This window comes from Streptomyces sp. NPDC058257 (assembly GCF_042881845.1).
GTDB lineage: Bacteria > Actinomycetota > Actinomycetes > Streptomycetales > Streptomycetaceae > Streptomyces.
In genome coordinates this window covers 97,287-114,275 of sequence record NZ_JBHVXJ010000016.1, presented here as the reverse complement: position 1 = coordinate 114,275, position 16,989 = coordinate 97,287, and the positions used below count along the sequence as shown (strand labels likewise).

Here is a 16,989-nt window from a genome sequence, read left to right as displayed (position 1 = left end):
CGGGAGTGTCCCCGGGAACGCCGCGAGGGGTGGGCTTCGCCACAAGGACGAGGCCCACCCCTCGGGGTGACTCAGCGAATTCAGCGGACTCGGCGAATTCAGCGAGTTCAGCGGTGCAGAGTCAGGACTGCGGAACTATGACTGCGGAGTCATCTTCTGCTCGAAGCCCGGGTTCTTCTTCAGCCAGGCGTCGACGGCCTTGGGCTCACTGCCCTTGCCCGCCTTGTTGATCTCGTTCTCCAGGCTGGCCAGTTCCTTCTCGCTCATCTTGAAGTCCTTGAGCCACTTCGTGAGCTGCGGGTACTGCTTGGGGAACTCCTTGCTGGAGATCGTCCGGATCGTGTCGCCCTTGCCGAAGCCGACCTTGGGGTCCTTCAGCTTGGTGAGCTTGTACTCGTTGTACGCCCAGTGCGGCGACCAGAGCAGGACCGCGACCGGCTCCTTCTTGGCGTACGCCGACTTCAGCTCCGAGAGCATCGCGGGCGTCGAACCGGAGACGATCTTGTACTCCTTGTCGAGGCCGTAGCCGGGCAGGACCTTGTTCTTGAGCGCCGTCATCACACCCGTGCCGGGCTCGATGCCGATGATCTTGCCCTTGAACTTGTCGCCCTTGCCCTTGAGGTCCTCGAGCGACTTCACGCCCTTGACGTAGGACGGGACGGCGATCTCAAGGGACGTCGGGCTGTACCAGGAGCCCAGATCCTTGAGATTCGCCTTGTTCTTGTCCCAGTACTGCTTCTGGGCCGTCGGCAGCCAGGCGTCGAGATCCAGGTCGAGGTCGCCCTGGGCGAGACCGGTGTAGACCGGGCCGACGTCGGACGGCTTCAGATTCATCTTGTAGCCGCGCTTCTCCAGAACACGCTTCCAGAGATTGGTGACGGCGATGTTCTCGTCCCACGCGAAGTACGCGGTGTTCAGCGGACGCTTCGCCTCGGCCGGGGTGGTGTTCTTCGGCAGCGGGGCCAGCTTGTTGACGACACCCGGGTTCTTCTTCAGCCAGGCACGGACGGCTTCCTGCTGCTTGCCCTTGCCCGCCTTGTTGATCTCCGCCTCAAGGTCCGTGAGCTGCTTCTCGCTCATCTTGAAGTCCTTGAGCCACTTGGCGACCTGGGGGTTCTCGTCGGAGAAGCCCTTGCGCGCGAGCGTGTGCACGCCGTCGCCCTTGCCCCAGGCACCCTTCGGGTCCTTGAGCTTCTTCAGCTCGAAGTCGCTGTACGCCCAGTGCGGCGACCAGAGCGTGGTGACGATCGGTTCCTTCTTGGCGTACGCGCGCTTCAGCTCGGCCAGCATGGCCGGGGTGGAGCCGTCGACGACCTTGTACTCCTTGTCGAGGCCGTACTCCTTGAGGACCTTGTCCTTGAGCAGCCCCATCATTCCGGCGCTCGGCTCGATGCCGACGATCTTGCCCTTGAACTTGCCGCTCTTGCCCTTGAGGTCCTCGAGCGAGTCGACGCCCTTCACGTACGAGGGCACGGAGAGCTCGAGCGAGGTCGGGCCGAACCACGAGCCCATGTCCTCGAGCTCCTTGCCGTACTTCTTCCAGTACGCGGCGTGCGTCGTCGGCAGCCAGGAGTCGGTCTGGAAGTCGATGCTGCCCTGCGAGAGCGAGGTGTACAGCGGACCGGCCTCCAGCTGCTTGGTCTGCGCCTTGAAGCCGCGCTGCTCCAGGATCTCCTTCCAGAGGAAGGTGGAGGCCACGCCCTCGTCCCAGGGGATGTAGCCGATGTTGACTTCCTTGCCCTGGCCGACGTTCTTCGAGTCCGCGGTGGTCTCGTCGGACGCGGAGCCGCCGAAGACGCCCATGCCGCCCGCGACGAGCGCGAGGACGACCACACCGATGACCGCGACGGCGGCCTGCGGGCGGTAGGTGAAGATGTTCAGGCCCTGCGCGGCACGCAGCTTCGCGACGGCGCGACGGCCGAGCGGGGAGACCTGGCTGCCGAGCGAGCTGGTCATCCGGTCCAGGTAGATCGCCAGGATGACGATCGCGACGCCCGCCTCGGAGCCGAGGCCGACGTTGAGCTGGCCGATGGCCTCGTTGACGTCGGCGCCAAGGCCCTCCGTGCCGACCATGCCCGCGATGGCGGCCATGGACAGACCCAGCATGATGACCTGGTTGACACCGGCCATGATCGTGGGAAGCGCGAGGGGCAGCTGGACACGCAGCAGGATGTCGCGCGGCGTGGTGCCGAACGCGTCTGCGGCCTCGACCAGTTCCTTGTCCACCTGGCGGATGCCCAGCTCCGTCATACGGACGCCGGGGGCCAGGGCGAAGATCAGGGTGGCGACGATGCCCGCGGGGGCGCCCATTCCGAAGAAGAGGATGGCGGGGATGAGGTAGATCATCGCCGGCAGCGTCTGCATGAAGTCGAGCACCGGGCGGACGATGCCGCTGACCGTGCTCGACCGGGCCGCCCAGATACCCACGGGCACGGAGATGAGCAGCGCGATGATCGTCGAGACGAGCACCAGGGCCAGCGTCATCATCGCGTGGTCCCACAGTTCGAGCGAGACGATGAACGCGAAGCCCGCGAACGTCAGCACACCGGCGATCGCACCCCGCAGCCAGAACGCGATGACGGCGAAGATGCCCGCGAGAAGCAGCGGCTCGGGCGCCTGGAGCACGTCGGATATGCCGTCGTACGCGCCCTGGAAGACGGTCTGGAAGAAGTCGAACAGCCAGGCCATGTGGCTGAGCAGCCAGTCGACGCTGTCGTTGACCCACTCGCCGAAGGGAATCCTAGGCACCGCTGACCACCTTGCCCACGGCCTGTCCGCCGTTGTCCTGCGCCTTGTCGAGCGGGACAGCGTCGTCCTGCGCCTCGTTCTGGGGGGTCATCGGCTCGCCGAGCACCGCGAGCAACCGCGCTCGCGGCACGACGCCGGTGAGCTTGCCCTCGTCGTCGGTCACGGCGACGGGCACGTCACTGGTGGAGCACGGCGTGAACAGCTCGATGATCGGCGTCCCGGCCTTGACCGTGGCGGGGGCCTCGGACAGCACGTCCTGTGCGGTCTTCAGCTCCTTGCCGTCGGCCGTCCTGGTGCCGAACGCGGTCTCGGGCTCGGCCATGATCGCGCCCGCCGTGAGGACACGGGAGCGGTCGACGTCCTGCGTGAACGCGGCGACGTAGTCGTTGGCCGGGGTGACCAGGATGTCCTCGGCGTTGCCGATCTGGACGATCTCGCCGTCGCGCATGACGGCGATCTGGTCGCCCAGGCGCATGGCCTCGTTCAGGTCGTGGGTGATGAAGACGATGGTCTTCTTCAGCCGCTTCTGGAGCTCGAGGAGCTGGTCCTGCATGTCACGGCGGATCAGCGGGTCGAGCGCGCTGAACGACTCGTCCATGAGGAGCAGGTCCGCGTCGGTGGCGAGCGCGCGGGCCAGGCCCACACGCTGCTGCATACCGCCGGACAGCTCGTCGGGCCAGGACTTCTCCCAGCCCTTGAGTCCCGCGAGTTCGAGCGCCACCGTGGCGCGCTCCTCGCGCTCGGCGCGCGGCACGCCCTGCACCTCAAGGCCGTAACCGGCGTTCTCGAGGACACTGCGGTGCGGGAAGAGCGCGAAGTGCTGGAAGACCATGCTGATCTTCTTGGAGCGCACCTCGCGCAGCTCACGCGGGCTCAGTCCGGTCAGGTCCTGACCTTCGAAGAGCACCTGCCCGGCCGTCGGCTCCGACAGGCCGTTGAGCATGCGCAGCAACGTGGACTTGCCGGATCCGGAGAGACCCATGACGACGAAGATCTGGCCCGGCTCGACCGTGAAGGAAGCGTCGATCACGGCCGCGGTGGTGCCTTCGGCGCGCAGTTCCTCTCGGTCGGTTCCGTGGCGGAGTTTCTCCACCGCGTCAGCGGGTCGTCTGCCGAATACCTTGTACAGGTGTTCGGCTTGCAGCCTGGACACATACACCTCTCGGGTTGAACCAAGACGGCCCGCCTCCCCCGCCGGCGGGCCGTGGAGCGACGCGGTTTCTGCCCGCTATTTGCCCGGTGAAATAGTTGAATTCTCGACCGGAGGCGCTCCGGCTCGGCGCCTGCCCCGACTTACACAGAACAAACGCAAGAGTGACCCAGTTCACATCCTGTTCACTTCAGTCCCCCGCGACGCACCACGATCAGGCCCCTCTCCACCGGGGCGGAAACAACACCTTGACGGAGCCGGAGCCGGTCCACTGTCAGTGCCGTGCGGCATGATGCGAAGGTGACTCAGCGAACGCGACGGCTCATGCTGCTCGACACGGCGTCCCTGTACTACCGCGCCTATTTCGGGGTCCCCGACTCCGTGAAGGCCCCGGACGGCACACCGGTCAACGCGGTGCGCGGGCTGCTCGACTTCATCGCCCGGCTCGTCCAGGACCACCGCCCCGACGACCTGGTCGCCTGCATGGACGCGGACTGGCGCCCGCACTGGCGGGTCGAGCTGATCCCGTCGTACAAGGCGCATCGCGTCGCCGAGGAGGTCGAGCAGGGCCCGGACGCCGAGGAGACCCCGGACACCCTCGCGCCACAGGTCCCCATCATCGAGGACGTCCTGGACGCGCTCGGCATCGCCCGCGTCGGCGTTCCGTCGTACGAGGCGGACGACGTCATCGGCACCTACGCAGGCCGCGCCACCGGCCCGGTCGACATCGTCACCGGCGACCGCGACCTCTATCAGCTGGTCGACGACGAGCGCGGCATCCGCGTCCTCTACCCCCTCAAGGGCGTCGGCTCCCTCCAGCTCACGGACGAGGCCTGGCTCCGCGAGAAGTACGGAGTGGACGGCTCCGGCTACGTCGACCTGGCCCTGCTGCGCGGCGACCCGAGCGACGGCCTGCCCGGCGTGCCCGGCATTGGCGAGAAGACAGCGGCCAAGCTGCTCGACGCGTACGGGAATCTGGCCGGAATCATGGCCGCCGTGGACGACCCGAAGAGCAAGCTGACGCCCTCCCAGCGCAAGCGGCTCGACGAGTCCCGCGCTTATGTGGCCGTCGCGCCGACGGTGGTCCGCGTCGCGGGCGACGTACCGCTGCCGGACGTGGACCTCGCGCTTCCGGGCGAGCCCCGTGATCCCGCGGCCCTGGACGAGCTGGCCGCCCGGTGGGGCCTCGGTGGGGCACTGAAGCGATTGCTCACGACTCTCCAAGGCTGAGGTGTTAGCTTAGGTAAGCCTAAGCAGCATTTGATCAGGGGAGGCCGCCGCCATGGCAGAACGTCCGGCACGCAAGGCACAGAAGACCCACCTCGCAGAGGTGGTGCGCACCGAGCGCCTCACCCCGCACATGCAGCGCGTGATCCTGGGCGGCGAGGGGCTCGCCGAGTTCACGGCGGGCGACTCCACCGATCACTACGTGAAGCTGCTCTTCGGTGCTCCGGGCGTGACCTACCCGGAGCCCTTCGACATCCAGCGGATCCGCGAGGAGTTCCCCCGCGACCAGTGGCCCGTGACGCGTACGTACACGGTGCGCTCCTGGGACCCGCGCTCCCGCGAGCTCGCCGTCGACTTCGTCGTCCACGGCGACGAGGGCCTGGCGGGACCGTGGGCCAAGAGCGTCCAGCCGGGCGCCACGATCCACTTCCTCGGCCCGGGCGGCGGGTACGCCCCGGACGCCGAGGCCGACTGGCACCTGATCGCCGGTGACGAGAGCGCGCTGCCCGCGATCGCCGCAGCCCTCGAAGCACTGCCCGACGGCGCCAAGGCGTACGCCTTCGTGGAGGTCGCCGACGCGGACGAGGAGCAGAAGGTCGACTCGGCCGCGGAGATCCAGTGGCTGCACCGCGGGCAGCGCCCCGTCGGCGAGGCCCTCGTCGAGGCCGTACGCTCCCTCGACTTCCCGGCGGGCGACGTGCAGGCGTTCGTGCACGGCGAGGCCGGATTCGTGAAGGAGCTCCGCCGCTACCTCCGCATGGAGCGCGAGGTGCCCCGCGAGCGCCTCTCGATCTCCGGGTACTGGCGTCTTGGCCACAACGAGGACGGCTGGCAGGCGTCCAAGCGCGACTGGAACGCGCAGGTGGAGGCGGAGCAGGAGTCGGTGCCCTCGGCGTGACCCTGCGGGTGGTCCCGGCAGGGGCGCGGGGAGCGCCGCGACAAGCCCCCACCAGCCCGCGGACGAGGTGGTACCAAAACCGGTTTCCCCCACTGTCGCGCGCTGGCACCATGCCCGAATGCCCTCCAAGATCCCTGACGTCGTTCCGTCAGGCACCTTCGCCAGTAAGAAGCAGCCGGCCATCCCCGTCCCCGGCGGTCTTGTCATCCGACCCTGGTCGCCCGACGACGCGCCCGCCGTGTACGAGGCTTTCCAGGACCCGGTGATCCAGCGCTGGCACGCGCGCGACGCCGATTCCGTCGACGAGGCCCGGGGCTGGATCGACGGCTGGCGTCAGGCCTGGCCCCAGGAGCGCGACGCGTACTGGGCCATCGCCGACGCCACGACGGACACGTTGGTGGGCCGGATCGCGCTGCGCCTCATCGTGCTCGGCGACGGCCAGGCCGAAGTCGCCTACTGGACCATGCCCGCCGCCCGCGGCCGGGGCGTCGCCCCGCGCGCCCTCGGCGCGCTGAGCGACTGGGCCTTCGGTGAAGTGGGCCTGCACCGCCTCGAACTCACCCATGCGGTGGCCAACGAAGCCTCCTGCCGCGTCGCGCTCAAGACGGGCTTCGCGCCGGAGGGCACCAAGCGCAGCGCGGTCCTGCACGCGGACGGCTGGCACGACATGCATCTGCACGCCCGCGTACAAGGGGACCAGCCAGCACCCCGCTGACCTGGGGAGAACGGTAGGGCGCTGCCGCCGGGCCCCGTATTCTTGCCCGTTGTGACCCGTAAGCCCCGCATCCCGCCCTCTCCCCTGCCGCAGCGGCGCGGCATCGACCCCATGCGGGTCAAGCTGCCCGCCGACGGAACCTGGGCGACCGTACGGGACCATCTCGTCGAGCGGCTCAAGGCCGGGCCCGGCGTGATCGACGGGATGCTGCGGGACGGGCTCGTCGTCGGGGCGGACGGGATTCCCGTGGCGCCGGACGCCCCCTATGTGCCCAGCGCCTTCGTGTGGTTCCACCGGGATCCGCCGGACGAGGTTCCGGTGCCGTACGGCATCGACGTCGTCTACCGCGACGAGCACATCGTCGTTGCCGACAAGCCCCATTTCCTGGCGACCACACCCCGCGGCAGCCACGTCGTCGAGACCGCGCTGGCCCGGCTCCGCAGCGATCTCGGCATCCCCGCGCTCGGCGCCGCGCACCGTCTCGACCGGCTCACCGCCGGGCTGATCCTCTTCACCGTGCGTCCCGAGGAACGGGGCGCGTACCAGACGCTGTTCGGCGAGCGGCGGGTGCGCAAGGAGTACGAGGCCGTGGCCGCCCACGACCCCGGAGTCGAACTTCCCCGCACCACGCGCAGCCATATCGTGAAGGAGCGCGGCGTCATCGCCGCGTACGAAGTCCCCGACGCCGAGCCCAACAGCGAGACCCGCATCGAACTAGCCGACCGGCAGGGCGAGTTGGCGCGCTACCGGCTCATCCCGCACACCGGCCGCACCCACCAGCTGCGCGTCCATATGAACACCCTGGGCCTGCCGATCCTCGGCGATCCGCTCTACCCGCTAGTGAGAGGGCCGGTGCCGCCGGACGACTTCCGGCGGCCCCTTCAACTCCTGTCCCGCGTCCTGGAGTTCACCGACCCCGTCACGGGCGTCGGCCATCGCTTCGTCAGCGCGCGCGAGTTGGGCGCCTGGGCCGCGTACGACAGCTGGGCGAACCCGTCAGCGGGCGGTCAGTAACCCCGCCACCAGGTGACGAGCCGCCGCCACGCCCCCTGGCGCGGCACGGACGCCGCCGGTGCGGACTCCGGCACGGGCGGCGGTCCTGCGGGCGGCGGCACCGGCTGCGACGTCGCCGGCTGCGCGGCCCGCGGCGTCGGGGACGACACCTGCCAGTCGCCTCGCGCGTCGGGCACCCGCGCCATGGGCCGCGCCATCACGTCCTGCGGAGGCCGCGGCGAGAACTGCACCGGAAGCGCCACCAGGTGCCCGGAGAGAATCGACGAGGTCCACCTCAACTCGTGTTCCTCGACGGCGAGTTCCACATCCGGGAAGCGCATGAGGAGCGCGTCCACACCCGTGTCGGCGATGGCACGGCCGATGTCCTGCCCCGGACACTCGTGCGGCCCGCCGCCGAACGCCAGATGCGAGCGGTTGCCCTGCATGTTGGCGGCGAGGTCGGGACGTACGACGGGGTCCACGTTGCCCGGCGCGATACCGAAGATCAGACCGTCGCCCGCCTTGATCTGCTGGCCGCCGAGCTCCGTGTCCTGCTTGGCGAAGTAGCCGATCATGGCGCTGAACGGCGGCTCGTCCCACAGGGACTGCTCGACCGCCTCCGGGACCGTCATCTGACCGCCGCTGAGCTGGGCGCGGAAGCGCGGGTCGGTCAGGACCATGCGCAGCGCGTTCGCGATGAGGTTGGCCGTCGCCTCGTACGCGGCGATGAGCACGAGCCGCAGGTGCGCGCCGACTTCCTCGTCGGTGAGCTGCTCCGGCCGCGCGATGAGGTTGCTGGTGAAGTCCTCCTCGGCCTGCGCCCGGCGCCGCGCCACCAGGCGCATCAGCGCCTCCATGATGTACGCGTTGCTGGCGATGGCGGTCTCGGTGCCCCGGAGCATGTCGCGGGCGGCCTGCACCATCCGCTCGTTGTACTCCTCGGGCATGCCGAGGACATGGCACATCACCATCATCGGCAGATGCTCGGCGAATTCGCTCACCAGGTCGGCCCGGCCGCGCTGGCAGAGGTCGTTGAGCAGGAGGTTGCTGTAGCGGTTGATGGAGCGGCGGATGCCCCGGTGGTCGAGGCCCGCCATGGCGCCGGTGACCGCGTCGCGCAGCCGCTGATGCACGTCGCCCTCCACGAAACTGGCCATGGGCTGCCAGGTGACGACGGGGGCGAGCGGGTTCTCGGGGCCCATGGAGCCGTCCTGGACGGCCCGCCACTGGCGCGAGTCGCGGGTGTACTGCGAGGGGGTACGGATCATGTGGAGGTTCTCGCTGTGGCCGAGGACCGCCCAGATGGGTACGTCGTTGTGCAGCAGGGCCGGGGCCACCGCGCCGTGCTCGGCGCGCAGCTTCTCGTACAGACCACCGAGGTCGGTGTCCGCCTCGGGCCCGTAGAGCCGGCGCAGGCCGCCGGGGCCGAGGCCGTGCGCGGGACAGCCGGGCGGCGGCATGGCCGGGGATTCCATGCCGGGGTCAGAGTGGGAAGGAGTCGTCACGTTCTTCGCTCCGGGGTTGCGGAAGAGATTCCGGATTTCGGAAGAGATTCCGGTTGCGGATGAAATTCCGGTTGCGGATGAGATGAGGCGTCAGACAGGGGCCACGGTCAGGGAGTGCAGGTACCGCATGAGGGTCAGCAAGGTGTCCCGGCTCGACGCGCGCTGCCGGGCGTCGCACTTCACCATCGGCACCCCCTCGTCGAGGTCGAGGGCACGGCGCAGCGCGTCCATCGGGTGACTGGGCGCGTCGGGGAAGTCGTTGACGGCCACGACGAACGGCACGCCGCGCTCCTCAAGGCGGCCGATCACGTCGAAGCTGACTTCAAGACGGCGGGTGTCGATGAGGACGACGGCGCCGAGCGCACCTTCGAAGAGGCCGTTCCACAGAAACCAGAAGCGCTCCTGGCCCGGGGTGCCGAACAGATAGAGCACCAGCTCTTCGGAGAGGCTGATCCGGCCGAAGTCCATCGCGACGGTGGTGGCCGTCTTGGTTTCGGAGCCGTAGTTGTCGTCGACGCCGATGCCGGCCTGGGTCATGGTCTCTTCGGTGGTCAGCGGACGGATCTCGCTGACCGAGCCGACCATCGTCGTCTTGCCGACCCCGAACCCGCCCACGATCACGACCTTCACGGCGGCCGTGGTCGTGTGCGGCAGTACCTCTTCGCTGCTGGGCCCGGTGATCGTGTCAGAGCTTTTGAAGTCCATGCATCACCGCTTCGAGGAGGGAACGGTCGGGGAGCGTGGAGCGGACGATCGGCTCCCGCGCCTGTACGAGTTCGACCCCGAGCATCTTCGTCAGCAGAACGGTCACCACGCTGAACGGCAGCGCGAGATATGCCGAGAGCTCGGCGACGGACAGCGGGGTCTTGCACAGCCGCAGGACGGAGGAGTGCTCCGGTTCGGCCGTGGGCGGTGCCTCGCCGTGCGCGACGATCAGCGTGACGAGGTCGAGGGGCGCCCGCTCCGTGTCCTCGCCGGTCAGGATGTAGAGCCGCTCGGGATTCTCCGGGCTGCGCCGTTCCCGCTGGGGAGGGTCGTCCCGGTGGGAGGGGTTCTCGCCTTGCGGAGGACTCATACGGCCTGCCCGTCACGCCGGGGCGGGCTCGTCAGATGGGCGCCGATCCGCACGACCAGGTCCCGCATGCGGTTGCCCACCAGGCCCGCGTCGACGGTCTCGTCGGCGAGCACGGCGAGGTAGGCACCGGCTCCCGCGGCCATCAGGTAGAAGTAACCGCCGTCGACCTCGATGATCACCATGCGCATCCCGCCGCCGCTCTGCGGGATCTCGGTGGCCACCGCGGCCGCCAGGGACTGAAGACCCGCGCAGGCCGCGGCGAGACGGTCGGCGCCGTCGGGGTCGCCGCCGTAGCGCGCGATGCGCAGGCCGTCCGCGGAGAGCACCACGATCTGCCGGGTCTGCGGCACCCCGTCGGCGAGTTCCTTGAGCATCCAGTCGAAATTGGCCCGTTGCTGGATCACTTCCAGCCCTCCTCGTCGGCGTTGTCGGCGTTGCCGTGGTCGTTCTCGCTGTGCCCCTTGGGGAACAGCGGGTCATCGGTCGCGCAGTCGTCGCCGTTGACGCCTTTCATGAAGGCCTCGATCCAGAGACCGGGCTCCTTCTCCTCCTTCTTCGCCTGTTCGGGAACGACCGGCGCCGCCGGCTGCGGGGAGTACTGCGCGCGCTGCGCCGCGTACTTCTCGTCGGCGGCCTCCTGGGCGAGCCGCTCGCCCAGCGGGGTGCGGACCCGGCTGCGGCGCTGCGGAAGACCGTTCGGCGTCCACTCGGTGACCTCCGGGATGTCGTCCTCCATGGCGGCGGTGAGCCCCTTGGAGATCGGCGGCCCGGCCGTCATCACGCGGGGCTTCTTGCGCCGGATGCCGTGGGCCTCCTGGATGGGCTGGCCCTCGGAGTTCACGCGGGGCACGGCGGAGGCGCCGATGCCGTGCGCGAGGCCGGGCGCGGGTCCGGTGGTGATCATCTCGCGCGGGACGATGAGCACCGCGCGGACGCCGCCGTACGCGGACTGCCGCAGCGAGACCTGGAGGTTGTACATCTGCGAGAGCCGGCCCACGACGGCCATGCCGAGGCGGGGGCTCTCACCGAGGTCGTTCAGGTCGATGCCGGCCTGCGCCTGCGCGAGCATGCGCTCGGCCCGTGCCCGCGCCTCCTCGCTGAGGCTGACGCCGCCGTCCTCGATCTCGATGGCGATGCCTGTCTGCACCTCGACGGCGGTGACGTGCACGCGGGTCTGCGGCGGAGAGTAGCGGGTGGCGTTGTCGAGCAGCTCGGCACAGGCGTGGATGAGCGGTTCGACGGATGTGCCGTGGATGGCGACCTTGGCGATCGAGTGCAGGTCGACGCGCTGGTAATCCAGGATCCGGGACATGGCGCCGCGCAGCACGCTGAACAGCGGTACGGGCTTGGGCCATTGGCGTCCCGGGCGGGCGCCGCCGAGCACGGTGATCGAGTCGGCGAGGCGGCCGATGAGGGCGGTGCCGTGGTCGATGCGGAGCAGGTCGTCGAAGACCTCGGGGTTACGGCCGTGGAACTCCTCCATCTCGCGTAGTTCCGCCGCCTGTTGGTGGACGATGGCCTGGACGCGGCGGGCGATGTTGACGAAGGCGCGCTGCGAGGACTCGCGCATCGCCTCTCCGGTGTCCAGGGTGTCCAGGACGTGGCGGAGCATCTGGCGCTGTGACTGCGGGAGACCGGAGAAGGACTCGTCGCTGTCGACGAGGTGGCGGATCACTTCCGAGGGCGCCTCGCCCTGCCGGAGCCGGAAGACGGCCTCGGGAATGATCTCCCTGCCCAGGCGGATGGTCTCGTCGTCGTGGGACGCGATGCGTCGCTCCAGGAAGGCGATCCGTTGCGCGTACCGCGTGCGCGCCGCCCGGAGGGACCGGCCGCGGCGTACCGCTTCGGCGCCGACCGCGACGACCACGAGGGTCGCGATCGCACCGCAACAGCCCACCGCGATACGGGCGGGTTCCGTTACTGCCGCGACAGCGGCTCCGGTCGCCGCGGCCATCAGCATGGCGGGCAGCAACAGCGCGCGTGCGTAAGGGACTTCTCGGCCACCGGGAGGCGTTTGAACACTCACCATGTATGCCCTCTGAACACTTGTCTTGGGGGAAAGGAAGGGGGTTGATGCCGTGAAATGTGGGGATTGTAGGAGAGGTTGAGAGTGATGGACGTATCCGAACTTTCGAAAGGTCTAGGAACAAACGCGCGAATCTATCGCAACTCGTTTCAACTCGCCGCGCTCCGGGCGAGCTTAGTCCGCCGAAAACAGCGCTGAGTCATATTCGGCAACCCTCTGCATCGGGCTCATCGACGGGCATACACTCGGCCCCATTTGCACGCCCGGCGATCAATCGAACACGTGGAGTAATGGCGTCGTACAGACGGGAACAGCTGCGGCACGGTCGTGGTTGACGCCCTGTATGGACTGCTGTTCCACTGAGCGCATGCGCCCTCAGCTGCGTCTTGTCACCCGCGACCACATCGACTTCGGTCGCGTGTGGTCCGCGTCGTGTTGCTTCTGACTGCTCCCAAGTCAGCGCACACCACGACAAGTTGAGATGAGAATCCGCCATGCCCGTCGAGTTCCTCGGCATCGCCGCGACCAACGAAGGCTCCGAAGTCACCGCACGCTCGGGCGCGTCCTTCGACAAGGACTACACACTCCGGCTGGCCCGGGCCCACGAGGATCACGGCTGGGACCGGGTCCTGTTCGCGTACGGATCAGGATCCCCCGACCCCTCCCCCGCCGCCGCCTACATCGCGGCCCGCACGGACAAGCTCCAGATCCTGGTCGCGCACCGCCCGAACGTCTCGTACCCCACCTTCGCCGCGAAGACGTTCGCGACCCTGGACCGCATCAGCGACGGCCGGCTCGCGGTGCACTTCATCACGGGCGGCAACGACCACGAGCAGCAGCGCGAGGGTGACTTCCACACCAAGGACGATCGGTACGCGCGCACCCGCGAGGCCATCCAGATCATCAAGAAGGCGTGGACCTCGCACGAACCCTTCGACCACGAGGGTGAGCACTACCGCTTCAACGACTTCGTCAGCGACACCTTCCCGGTCCAACAGCCGCATCCGCGCGTCTCGTTCGGCGGCTCGTCACCCGCCGCGTACGCCGCCGGGGGCGCGGAGGCCGACATCTACTGCCTGTGGGGCGAGCCGCTCGCGCAGACCGCGGAGCAGATCGAGTCGGTGAAGGCGGCGGCGAAGGCGGCCGGGCGCACGGACGTCCCCAAGATCCAGGTGGCCTTCCGCCCGATCATCGCGCCGACCGAGGAACTTGCCTGGGAGAAGGCGCACGCGACGCTGGCCCGCATCAAGGCCCGCAAGGCGGGCGCGCCCCTGTCCCGCCGCCACCCGCTGAAGAACCCCGAGAACTCAGGCTCCCAGCGCCTGCTCGCGGCGGCGGCTTCGGGTGAGCGCCACGACCGCGCGCTGTGGACCCCGACGGCCACCGAAACGGGCGGCGCGGGCAACTCGACAGCCCTGGTGGGCACTCCGGAGACGGTCGCCCAGGCCCTCCTCGACTACTACGACCTGGGAGTGGAGATCCTCTCCGCCCGGGGCTACGACCTCCTGGACGACGCGATCGACTTCGGACGGCACGTGATCCCGATCGTGCGGGAAGAGGTCGCGAAGCGGGACGCCGAGCTGCCCAACCGGTCCGGCGCGTCTTTCAGCCCGTCCGGCGTCTGAGGACACGCTTCGGCCCGTCCGGCATCTGAGGACATCCTTCAGCCTGTCCGGCGCTTGAGGACATCCTCCACAGCCCGTCCGGCGCTTGAGGACGAGCCAGGCCTAGGCCGCAGTCGACGGCCACCACGCGGTGGGATCCAGGGGCCTGCCCCTGGATCCGGGAGGGGGCGGACTCGGGGAATGGATCTCCCCCGGCCCGCCCCAGCCACCGTCACCCGACAGAGCTGTACGCCACCACACCCCGCAGCAGCTGATCCACGGCCTTGCGGGCGTTCTTGGCCACGGTCGACCCTTCGCGGGGAGCGGCAGCTGAGATCTGCCCAAGGACATCGATCACCTGCTTGCACCACCGGACGAAGTCCCCCGCAGGCATCTCGACCTCCCGGAGCACCTCGTCCAGACCCTTGTCCGACGCCCACATGTACGCCGCCCAGGCGAAGCCGAGGTCCGGCTCCCGCTGCCCGACCCCCTCCGCCTGGTTGATCTTGAACTCTTCCTCAAGGGCATCGAGCCGCCCCCAGATCCGCACCATCTCGCCGAGGGAGGCCTTCACCTTCGCGGAGGGCAGCTTGGGGGCGAGCGCGTCGTCAGCCATCCGGGCCTCGAACACCAACGCCGAGACGCACGCGGCCAGTTCAGCCGGACTGAGCCCCTCCCACACGCCCTCCCGCAGGCATTCGCTCGCAAGGAGGTCCAGCTCTCCGTAGAGCCGGGCGAGCCGCTTGCCGTGCTCGGTGACCTCGTCGCCCCGCAGATAGTCCATCTCGGTCAGGAGCGCGACGATCCGGTCGAAGGTACGCGCGATGGTGTTCGTGCGCCCCTCGATGCGCCGCTCCAACTGCACGGTGTCCCGCCGCAGGCGGTAGTAGCGCTCGGCCCACCGGGCGTGGTCCTCCCGCTCGTCGCACCCGTGGCAGGGGTGCGCCCGCAACTCCGTACGGAGCCGGGCGATCTCGCGGTCGTCGGCGGCGACCGCGCGCCCCTTGCGATGGCGCTCCGGCACGATGTGCCCGGCCTTCGTGCGCAGCGCGGACGCCAGGTCCCTGCGCGACTGCGGCGAGCGCGCGTTGAACGACTTCGGGATGCGCATCCGCTCCAGGGCCTCGACCGGCACCGGGAAGTCCATCGAGGCGAGCCGCTTGACCTGCCGCTCGGAGGTGAGGACGAGGGGGCGCGGCCCGTCCTGGTGCTCGAAGCCGCGGTGGCCGTTGACCCGCCCCGCGGGGATCCCCGGATCCAGGACGAGCGCGAGGCCCGCGTACTTCCCGCTCGGCACGTGGATGACGTCACCGGGCTTGAGCTTCTCCAGGGCGGCGGCGGCCGCGGCCCTGCGCTGGTTGGCGCCCTGCTTGGCGAGCTCGGTCTCCCGGTCCTTCAGCTCACGGCGCAGGCGTGCGTACTCGTCGAAGTCGCCCAAGTGGCAGGTCATCGAGACCTTGTAGCCCTCAAGGCCCTCTTCGTTCTTCTGGACCTGCCGGGAGATCCCGACGACCGACTTGTCGGCCTGGAACTGCGCGAAGGACGTCTCCAGGAGCTCACGCGAGCGGTGCCGCCCGAACTGCTCGACCAGGTTCACGGCCATGTTGTACGACGGCTTGAAGCTGGAACGCAGCGGGTACGTACGTGTGCCCGCGAGGCCCGCGAGGTGCTCCGGGCTCATGGCACGCTGCCACAGGACCACCGCATGGCCCTCGACATCGATGCCGCGTCGCCCGGCACGGCCGGTCAGCTGGGTGTACTCACCGGGTGTGATGTCCGCGTGCTGCTCGCCGTTCCACTTGACGAGCTTCTCAAGGACCACGCTGCGCGCGGGCATGTTGATGCCGAGCGCGAGGGTCTCGGTGGCGAAGACCGCGCGCACGAGCCCGCGCACGAAGAGCTCCTCGACGACCTCCTTGAAGGTCGGCAGCATGCCCGCGTGGTGCGCGGCGATGCCGCGCTCAAGGCCTTCGAGCCATTCGTAGTAACCAAGGACGTGCAGGTCCTCGTCCGGGATGGCGGCCGTGCGCTCCTCGACGATCTCGCGGACCTGTGCCCGCGCGTCCTCGTCGTTCAGCCTCAGTCCCGCGTGCAGGCACTGCTGCACGGCGGCCTCGCAGGCCGCGCGGCTGAAGATGAACGTGATCGCGGGAAGGAGACCCTCGGAGTCGAGCCGGTCGATGACCTCGGGCCGGCCAGGCGTCCAGATCCGCGACCGCTGTCTGCGCTCGCGCTCGCGGTCGGCCTCGCGGATCATCTTGCCCTTGCGGCGATCACGCGGGTTGTACGAACGGCTGGCCTCCATCCGCGCCATGCGCGTGAGGTCGGGGTTGACGGCCTTGCGCTGGCCCTCCCCCTCCTCGAAGAGGTCGTACATCCGGCGTCCGGCCAGGACGTGCTGGAAAAGCGGGACGGGCCGGTGCTCCGAGACGATCACCTGCGTGTCGCCGCGCACGGTGTCGAGCCAGTCGCCGAACTCCTCGGCGTTCGAGACGGTCGCCGACAGGGAGACCAGCGTCACCGACTCCTGGAGGTGGATGATCACCTCTTCCCAGACGGCGCCACGGAAGCGGTCGGAGAGGTAGTGCACCTCGTCCATCACCACATAGCCGAGGTTGAGGAGCGACTGCGATCCCGAATACAGCATGTTCCGCAGCACCTCGGTGGTCATCACGACCACCGGGGCATCGGAGTTGACGCTGTTGTCGCCGGTCAGCAGACCGACCTTGTCCGCGCCGTATCTCTTGGAGAGGTCGGCGTACTTCTGGTTGGAGAGCGCCTTGATGGGCGTCGTGTAGAAGCATTTCTTGCCCTGCAGCAGGGCGAGGTGCACGGCGAACTCGCCGACGATCGTCTTGCCCGAGCCCGTGGGAGCGGCCACGAGTACGCCCTTGCCCGCCTCGAGCGCCCGACAGGCGTCGATCTGGAAGGGGTCGAGGCCGAATTCGTACATCTCGCGGAAGCCAGCGAGTGCGGTGGCCTGCTCGACAGCGCGCTCGCGCGCCGCCGCGTACCGCTCGGCCGGTGAGAGGTCCTCTGTCATCGTGC

General features: G+C 69.0%; 13 protein-coding genes. 5 read left to right on the top strand and 8 right to left on the bottom strand.

The features are described 5' to 3' along the window. Positions 1-135 precede the first annotated feature (135 nt). The gene (locus tag ACFVXC_RS31045) at positions 136-2,748 is read right to left on the bottom strand and encodes an ABC transporter permease/substrate binding protein (protein ID WP_389911875.1); all 2,613 of its coding nucleotides are present in this window, start codon (positions 2,746-2,748) and stop codon (positions 136-138) included. Beyond that, positions 2,741-3,901, bottom strand: coding sequence for a glycine betaine/L-proline ABC transporter ATP-binding protein (locus tag ACFVXC_RS31040; RefSeq protein ID WP_389911872.1), 1,161 nt, complete (start codon positions 3,899-3,901; stop codon positions 2,741-2,743). The genes ACFVXC_RS31045 and ACFVXC_RS31040 overlap by 8 nt, the downstream gene beginning before the upstream one ends. Positions 3,902-4,222: 321 nt before the next feature. On the opposite strand from ACFVXC_RS31040, the gene ACFVXC_RS31035 reads away from it, so the two are divergent. The 4 genes from ACFVXC_RS31035 to ACFVXC_RS31020 all read left to right on the top strand — a co-directional run bounded on the left by ACFVXC_RS31035 (position 4,223) and on the right by ACFVXC_RS31020 (position 7,752). Then, positions 4,223-5,128, top strand: a complete 906-nt coding sequence (locus ACFVXC_RS31035) for a 5'-3' exonuclease H3TH domain-containing protein (RefSeq protein ID WP_389912091.1) — start codon at positions 4,223-4,225, stop codon at positions 5,126-5,128. A gap of 52 nt (positions 5,129-5,180) precedes the next feature. Then, positions 5,181-6,023: a siderophore-interacting protein gene (locus ACFVXC_RS31030; RefSeq protein WP_389911870.1), complete on the top strand. Its 843-nt coding sequence runs from the start codon at positions 5,181-5,183 to the stop codon at positions 6,021-6,023. A 118-nt stretch (positions 6,024-6,141) separates the two neighbouring features. Next, positions 6,142-6,738, top strand: coding sequence for a GNAT family N-acetyltransferase (locus tag ACFVXC_RS31025; RefSeq protein WP_389911867.1), 597 nt, complete (start codon positions 6,142-6,144; stop codon positions 6,736-6,738). Positions 6,739-6,789: 51 nt separating this feature from the next. After that, entirely contained in the window at positions 6,790-7,752 is a 963-nt protein-coding gene (locus ACFVXC_RS31020; RefSeq protein WP_389911864.1) for a pseudouridine synthase, read from the top strand. On the opposite strand, the gene ACFVXC_RS31015 is transcribed toward ACFVXC_RS31020, so the two are convergent. The 5 genes from ACFVXC_RS31015 to ACFVXC_RS30995 all read right to left on the bottom strand — a co-directional run bounded on the left by ACFVXC_RS31015 (position 7,746) and on the right by ACFVXC_RS30995 (position 12,340). Then, positions 7,746-9,236: a cytochrome P450 gene (locus ACFVXC_RS31015; RefSeq protein ID WP_389911861.1), complete on the bottom strand. Its 1,491-nt coding sequence runs from the start codon at positions 9,234-9,236 to the stop codon at positions 7,746-7,748. The two genes, ACFVXC_RS31020 and ACFVXC_RS31015, sit on opposite strands and share 7 nt — an antisense overlap. Positions 9,237-9,326: 90 nt before the next feature. Further along, positions 9,327-9,941 carry an ATP/GTP-binding protein gene (locus ACFVXC_RS31010; RefSeq protein ID WP_389911858.1) on the bottom strand — a complete coding sequence of 205 codons (615 nt, stop codon included), beginning with the start codon at positions 9,939-9,941 and terminating at the stop codon, positions 9,327-9,329. Then, positions 9,922-10,311: a DUF742 domain-containing protein gene (locus ACFVXC_RS31005; RefSeq protein WP_389911855.1), complete on the bottom strand. Its 390-nt coding sequence runs from the start codon at positions 10,309-10,311 to the stop codon at positions 9,922-9,924. Before ACFVXC_RS31005 ends, ACFVXC_RS31010 begins: the two co-directional genes overlap by 20 nt. Next, positions 10,308-10,715, bottom strand: coding sequence for a roadblock/LC7 domain-containing protein (locus tag ACFVXC_RS31000; RefSeq protein WP_389911852.1), 408 nt, complete (start codon positions 10,713-10,715; stop codon positions 10,308-10,310). Before ACFVXC_RS31000 ends, ACFVXC_RS31005 begins: the two co-directional genes overlap by 4 nt. Continuing rightward, on the bottom strand, positions 10,712-12,340 hold the full coding sequence (locus tag ACFVXC_RS30995; RefSeq protein WP_389911849.1) for an ATP-binding protein: 1,629 nt from the start codon (positions 12,338-12,340) through the stop codon (positions 10,712-10,714). Before ACFVXC_RS30995 ends, ACFVXC_RS31000 begins: the two co-directional genes overlap by 4 nt. Before the next feature lie 491 nt (positions 12,341-12,831). On the opposite strand from ACFVXC_RS30995, the gene ACFVXC_RS30990 reads away from it, so the two are divergent. Beyond that, positions 12,832-13,962, top strand: coding sequence for an LLM class flavin-dependent oxidoreductase (locus ACFVXC_RS30990; protein WP_389911846.1), 1,131 nt, complete (start codon positions 12,832-12,834; stop codon positions 13,960-13,962). 211 nt (positions 13,963-14,173) lie between these two features. On the opposite strand, the gene ACFVXC_RS30985 is transcribed toward ACFVXC_RS30990, so the two are convergent. Further along, positions 14,174-16,984, bottom strand: a complete 2,811-nt coding sequence (locus ACFVXC_RS30985; RefSeq protein ID WP_389911844.1) for a DEAD/DEAH box helicase — start codon at positions 16,982-16,984, stop codon at positions 14,174-14,176. Positions 16,985-16,989 lie beyond the last annotated feature (5 nt).